Annotated in this window: 8 protein-coding genes; 5 read left to right on the top strand and 3 right to left on the bottom strand. The window is 38.6% G+C overall.

Annotation, left to right across the window (positions count from 1 at the left end; translation table 11 throughout):
• Window positions 1-165 precede the first annotated feature (165 nt).
• Window positions 166-522 (top strand): GNAT family N-acetyltransferase, encoded by a 357-nt coding sequence (locus tag V7149_RS16690; RefSeq protein WP_335346736.1) that lies wholly within the window; start codon window positions 166-168, stop codon window positions 520-522.
• Window positions 523-862: 340 nt separating this feature from the next.
• Here V7149_RS16690 and V7149_RS16685 read toward each other — a convergent pair whose 3' ends face one another.
• Both V7149_RS16685 and V7149_RS16680 read right to left on the bottom strand, forming a co-directional pair.
• Window positions 863-1,384 carry a DUF309 domain-containing protein gene (locus V7149_RS16685; protein ID WP_335346735.1) on the bottom strand — a complete coding sequence of 174 codons (522 nt, stop codon included), beginning with the start codon at window positions 1,382-1,384 and terminating at the stop codon, window positions 863-865.
• A 204-nt stretch (window positions 1,385-1,588) separates the two neighbouring features.
• A complete protein-coding gene (locus tag V7149_RS16680) occupies window positions 1,589-1,681 on the bottom strand; it encodes a YjcZ family sporulation protein (protein WP_335346734.1) in 93 nt (30 codons plus the stop codon).
• A 221-nt stretch (window positions 1,682-1,902) separates the two neighbouring features.
• On the opposite strand from V7149_RS16680, the gene V7149_RS16675 reads away from it, so the two are divergent.
• The 4 genes from V7149_RS16675 to V7149_RS16660 all read left to right on the top strand — a co-directional run bounded on the left by V7149_RS16675 (window position 1,903) and on the right by V7149_RS16660 (window position 4,792).
• Window positions 1,903-2,643 (top strand): segregation/condensation protein A, encoded by a 741-nt coding sequence (locus V7149_RS16675; RefSeq protein WP_335346741.1) that lies wholly within the window; start codon window positions 1,903-1,905, stop codon window positions 2,641-2,643.
• Window positions 2,644-2,689: 46 nt separating this feature from the next.
• Window positions 2,690-3,277: an SMC-Scp complex subunit ScpB gene (scpB, locus tag V7149_RS16670; RefSeq protein WP_335346733.1), complete on the top strand. Its 588-nt coding sequence runs from the start codon at window positions 2,690-2,692 to the stop codon at window positions 3,275-3,277.
• A 96-nt stretch (window positions 3,278-3,373) separates the two neighbouring features.
• Window positions 3,374-3,793 (top strand): hypothetical protein, encoded by a 420-nt coding sequence (locus V7149_RS16665; protein ID WP_335346732.1) that lies wholly within the window; start codon window positions 3,374-3,376, stop codon window positions 3,791-3,793.
• A gap of 108 nt (window positions 3,794-3,901) precedes the next feature.
• Window positions 3,902-4,792 (top strand): superoxide dismutase, encoded by an 891-nt coding sequence (locus tag V7149_RS16660; RefSeq protein WP_335346731.1) that lies wholly within the window; start codon window positions 3,902-3,904, stop codon window positions 4,790-4,792.
• 57 nt (window positions 4,793-4,849) lie between these two features.
• Here V7149_RS16660 and V7149_RS16655 read toward each other — a convergent pair.
• Window positions 4,850-5,081 (bottom strand): hypothetical protein (locus V7149_RS16655; protein WP_335346730.1); only part of this gene is annotated, 232 nt, incomplete at its 5' end.

The raw sequence follows: 5,081 nt of genomic DNA, 5'->3' as shown, positions 1-5,081 counted from the left end.
TTGCATGAATGAAACTAAGCTAACATGCAGAAAAGACTAATCATCATCGTGATAATATGGAATTCGCATGTAAAAGAGATTCCAATAAAAATATCGCATAAGTAAAACGGAGTACACGCAAAAACGGCAGGTCAACACTATGTTTTACTAATAATGAGGGATAATATGTTAATTCGATATAAAAAGGCTTTTGAAAAAATTGCTATGGGACTTTTATCGTTTATGCCAAATGAAAAGGATCTGAAGGTTTTACAGCAGACTATGAAGCAATATGAAACAGCTGAAAACAGGCAATTATTTCTATGGAAGGAAGGGGACGATATTATCGGCTTAATTGGCGTTTCATTTCTGGATGATTCAGCTATGATTGAGCATATTTCAGTCAACCCTTCACATAGGCATCAAGGCATTGGAACGACAATGGTTAAAGCATTGAAAGAAATGTTTGCAGAGAAAGAATTACGGTCAAACGAGATGACTGATTCTTTTCTTAATAAATGTGATTTAAATATAGATGCATAAAGTTTCCTTAACATACACAAAAGCTAAAGCAATCGGAGAATTTACCGATTGCTATTTTTTTCGGCTAGCTTCAGCGCCTAGCCCAGACGTACAGGACGTAATAGTGTCGACAATGCGACAGGACAAGGAAAACTTCCTCAGCGACACATAGCACGACCAAAAGTGAAGCTTTTGGGAGGACGTTGCGTTTTTGTCGACCTCGAGGTCATAAGCCAATCTGTCAGGAAGGTTAAAGTACAACCTTCCCGCCAGCTCGTCTTATGCTTGTCGGACTTGCAAAGGATGTGCTGACATCGGCGTTCGCCACAGGACGTGGCGGTTTTTAGTCGATGATCATCTGTCAAGGCGCTTTTGCTTTTGATCTCAAAGCAATTAATCGTTCTTGGATCACTTGGCTTCGATCTCTAAGTGAATGCCGGTGAATTAAATCTTTATTGTTTAAATCGCTGTCTTCACACCAGTTTAGCCCTAACTGTGTACATTTGTCCCTACAGCTGGAAATTAATGATGTATCCATTATCGGGAACATATAGCTAGTGTATTGACAGCCTTTCGAAAGGTCATCTTGCCTTTTTTCTAAATCCAGTAAAAACTTTCCCCTGTTTAGTCCCAACTTTTCTATCTGGCTCAAGTTCTTTTTGAAAATTTGGATAGATTTTGATAAGGTTCTTTTAGCGCCGCCAGTGTTCCCACGCCGGTGATGATAATTTGAGACTGCAAATAAAATAAGTCCAACCCAAATAGAATGTTTATTCTTTGGATGAACCCTTTTCCAATATTCCTCAAGAATTTCATGACATTCAAAATAATCCCGATCTCCGTGGAAATGAATTAAATAATCGATATATTCATTTGGATACACGCTTTCACCCCCGATCATGTTTATTTTAACATAAGAAACATAACGGAATGAATGCGAATAGGCTGCTCAAACATGATTTTTTCCCATACTTGGAAAAATAAAAACCCGGCTATGAACCGGGTTTACTTTAAATCTTACAAAGTTATTCATATTCTAATCTCCGAAGCCGTATGACTTCCTCTGACATTTAATTTGCTTACTTCATTAGAAGCACCAAGAAGCACCTACAATAATTAATAGGATAAACAATACGACAATTAAAGCAAATCCTGTGTGCCCAAAGCCTACACTTGACATATCTTATACCTCCTATATTTCTCTCATTTGGTTGTTCAAAATCATCATATGTGGGCAGATGTTAAATGGTATGGGCGAATGAAATGTTTTTTCTTCCAATTTCGTTAAATGAATAAGGTTTAAATTTCTATTGGATATCGAGTATGAATAATTTATACTTATGTTAGTGTTAACTGGGGAATTTAAATAGAAATTTTGGTGAAAATTTTATGCAGGATGTTATGCATTATAATGTAAAGATTGACGCGTTTGAAGGTCCGCTCGATTTGCTGCTTCATTTAATCCACCGGCTTGAAATCGATATATATGATATTCCAGTGGCGGAGATTACGGAGCAATATTTATTATATATCCACACAATGCAGGAGCTTCAGCTTGATGTGGCAAGTGAATATTTGGTGATGGCCGCAACACTTCTGGCAATAAAAAGTAAAATGCTCCTCCCAAAGCATGAAGAGGATTTACTTGATGATGGGCTGATCATTCAAGAAGAAGAGAACCCAATGGACGAGTTAGTTGAGAAATTAATTGAATACCGTAAATATAAAGAAGCGGCTGTTGAACTTAAGGAGATGGAACAAGAAAGAGGTTTGATGTTTACAAAGCCTCCAAGTGATCTTTCCGACTATGTAAAGGAAGTTCAGACTGAAAAAACGGATTTGAATGTGTCTCTATACGACATGCTCGGTGCGTTTCAAAAGCTATTGCGCAGGCAGAAACTGCAGAAGCCGGTTACAACAAAAATTTCTCGTCAGGAAATTCCAATTGAAAAACGAATGGCCGAGATTTTAGATGATTTAAAGAGTATTAGAGGCAGAAAAAGCTTTAACGATTTGTTTGCCGTCCCTGATCGTGAACATATTGTTGTCACATTTCTTGCTGTTTTAGAGCTGATAAAGCGCAAAGAGATACATATCGAGCAAGAGAAAAACTTCTCAGAAATATTCTTGATGATTATGTAGCTTTACGGAAAATTACATGACTGTACACTAAAGGGGGTATAGATACTTGGAGTTAATCAATTGGAAAAGCATTGCAGAAAGCCTTCTTTTCGCAGCTGGGGACGAGGGGCTGTCTCTGAAACAAATCGCCATTGTCTTAGAGATCGATGAAATACAGGCTGAATCGGTTATGAACGAATTAATGGAGGATTACACTGATTCTTCGCGAGGGATAACGATCGTTGAGCTTGCTGGGACCTTCCAGCTGGCAACGAAGAAAGAAAACTCCGATTACCTTAAAAAACTAGTCGTCACTCCGACAACTTCAGGTCTCTCCCAAGCTGCACTAGAGACACTTGCCATTATTGCATATAAACAACCAATAACTAGAGCGGAAATAGAAGAAATTAGAGGGGTCAAAACAGAGCGTTCCCTGCATACTTTAGCTGCAAAAGCCCTTATTAAAGAAGTAGGAAGGGCTGAAGGTACTGGGAGAGCCTATTTATATGGAACGACTAAGGAATTCCTTGATTATTTTGGCTTAAAGCGAATAGAAGAACTGCCGGCCCTTCCTGAAAAAATGGATGAGGACGATTTCCTTCAGGAGGATGCTGATTTATTTTTCGGGAAATTCCAGGAATCATTTAGATCTTGAGTTTAGTCATTTATCTCTAACTATTTATGTTAAAATATAACTATCGTTAATGATAAAATTATTACATATGGGGTTATTGTTCTGGGAGGGTATGGCATGATCATTAAACAGTGTAATGGCTACGAGCTCGAAAAAGAAAAGTCAAATACTTCGGAGGATTTCTTTAATAGAAGTGAAATTACCTTTGAAGAAGATGGTGCAGAAAAAACACTACATGTATTGTATGTCCGCTATTTTGAGGATTTGTTAAATGAATTTACACCGTTCGAATCGAATCCAATCTTTTCTGCAGGTGAAAGGGCAGTGGAATTGAAAGATATTGTTGCTCTGGTTTGCTTATTGAAAAATCCTGGCTTCCGCCACAGAAAACGGCTCTACATAAATACACAGATGGAATTTGCTTCTTATTTTCAGGATATTGATTTTTCTAAACTTCCTGCTATATTTGAAGCTTTGGGGAGTCAAAAAAGCTATCAACTCCACTCTCCCTTAGAATATATTGTTCAGCCAAAATAGCAAATTAAATGCAAAGCAGCCCACAAGCTGCTTTTTTTATGCAATTTTCCATGGAGTCGGTCATACGATAAAATCGGACCTAGAAAATGTAGGAAAAGAGGGATCAGCATGAGCCGTCTGGAAGAGTATATTCAAGACGTGTTTAAGTGGAATCAAGAAATGCGAGCATTTCTTGAATCGGAAGATACGGAAGGAAAGTCTGAACTTTGGACTAAGATGGACCGCCTGACAAATATAATAGAGGGGATTAAGAGCCCGCAAAGTATGGAGGATCTCTCTGTTGTACAAAGTTATGTTGATGAGCTCCACTCAGACATGGAGAAATATTTTCTTGAAAGGCAGCAGGTTGGCAGTATATATATGCATGAACCAAATGTGGCAGCAGGAAACCATGTGCTTCCTCCGCTGCCATATCCTTATAATGCGCTCGAGCCCTATATATCAGAAGAAATTATGAGACTACACCATGACAAACACCATAAATCGTATATTGATGGATTAAATAAAGCAGAGACCGCATTGCACGAGGCAAGGAAATCCGGAGATTTTTCACTAGTGAAGCATTGGTCAAGGGAACTGGCATTCCATGGCTCTGGTCATTATTTGCACACAATTTTTTGGAATAACATGAAGCCTAAAGGCGGAGGTAAACCATCCGGAGGTTTGTTGAAAGAAATCGAGAAATATTTTGGCAGCTTTGAAGCATTCAAGAAGCATTTCAGTGAAGCAGCAAAGCAAGTTGAAGGTGTTGGCTGGACTATACTTGTTTGGTCTCCACGCTCCCGTCATCTGGAAATCCTCCAATCTGAAATGCATATGCTTTTAACCCAATGGGATACAATCCCATTGCTAGTTCTGGATGTTTGGGAGCATGCCTATTATTTGCAGTATAAAAATAATCGTGGTGACTATGTAAATAATTGGTGGAATCTCGTGAATTGGAAAAATGTTGAAGAACGCTTCCGAAACGCATCAGAGCTAAAATGGAAACCATATTAATCAACTTAAGCTGGCGGAAAACATTTAGTTTTTCGCTTTTTTGTTTTTTAAACACTGTTATTTGCAAGTAGGTGCCCCAGTCAAGTTCGTGTTTTTTGTCATAACCCCGCTTGTCCCGCATAAAATTGTACAAAGAAAAGCGGAAGCGCCTTCGGAACAATCAAAGGACAATTGTTCCTGCGATGAATATTCGCAGAAGCTTTCCTTTGTGTCCAGCCCCGACAAGCATAAGTCAAGAAGGCGAGAAGGGTGTTCTTTCCCTTCTTGAATGATTGGCTTATGACCTCGA

The sequence above is a fragment of the Bacillus sp. JJ1503 genome (assembly GCF_036965125.1).
Lineage (GTDB): Bacteria > Bacillota > Bacilli > Bacillales > Cytobacillaceae > Cytobacillus.
Note: the sequence above shows the minus strand (reverse complement) of the source record. Positions and strands in the feature narration are given on the sequence as shown.

Excerpts from the sequence above, each read along its gene's own strand:
- V7149_RS16690 (WP_335346736.1), top strand. The coding sequence starts at position 166 with ATGTTAATTCGATATAAAAAGGCTTTTGAAAAAATTGCTATGGGACTT.
- V7149_RS16680 (WP_335346734.1), bottom strand. The coding sequence starts at position 1,681 with ATGTCAAGTGTAGGCTTTGGGCACACAGGATTTGCTTTAATTGTCGTA.
- V7149_RS16675 (WP_335346741.1), top strand. The coding sequence starts at position 1,903 with ATGCATTATAATGTAAAGATTGACGCGTTTGAAGGTCCGCTCGATTTG.
- V7149_RS16665 (WP_335346732.1), top strand. The coding sequence starts at position 3,374 with ATGATCATTAAACAGTGTAATGGCTACGAGCTCGAAAAAGAAAAGTCA.
- V7149_RS16660 (WP_335346731.1), top strand. The coding sequence starts at position 3,902 with ATGAGCCGTCTGGAAGAGTATATTCAAGACGTGTTTAAGTGGAATCAA.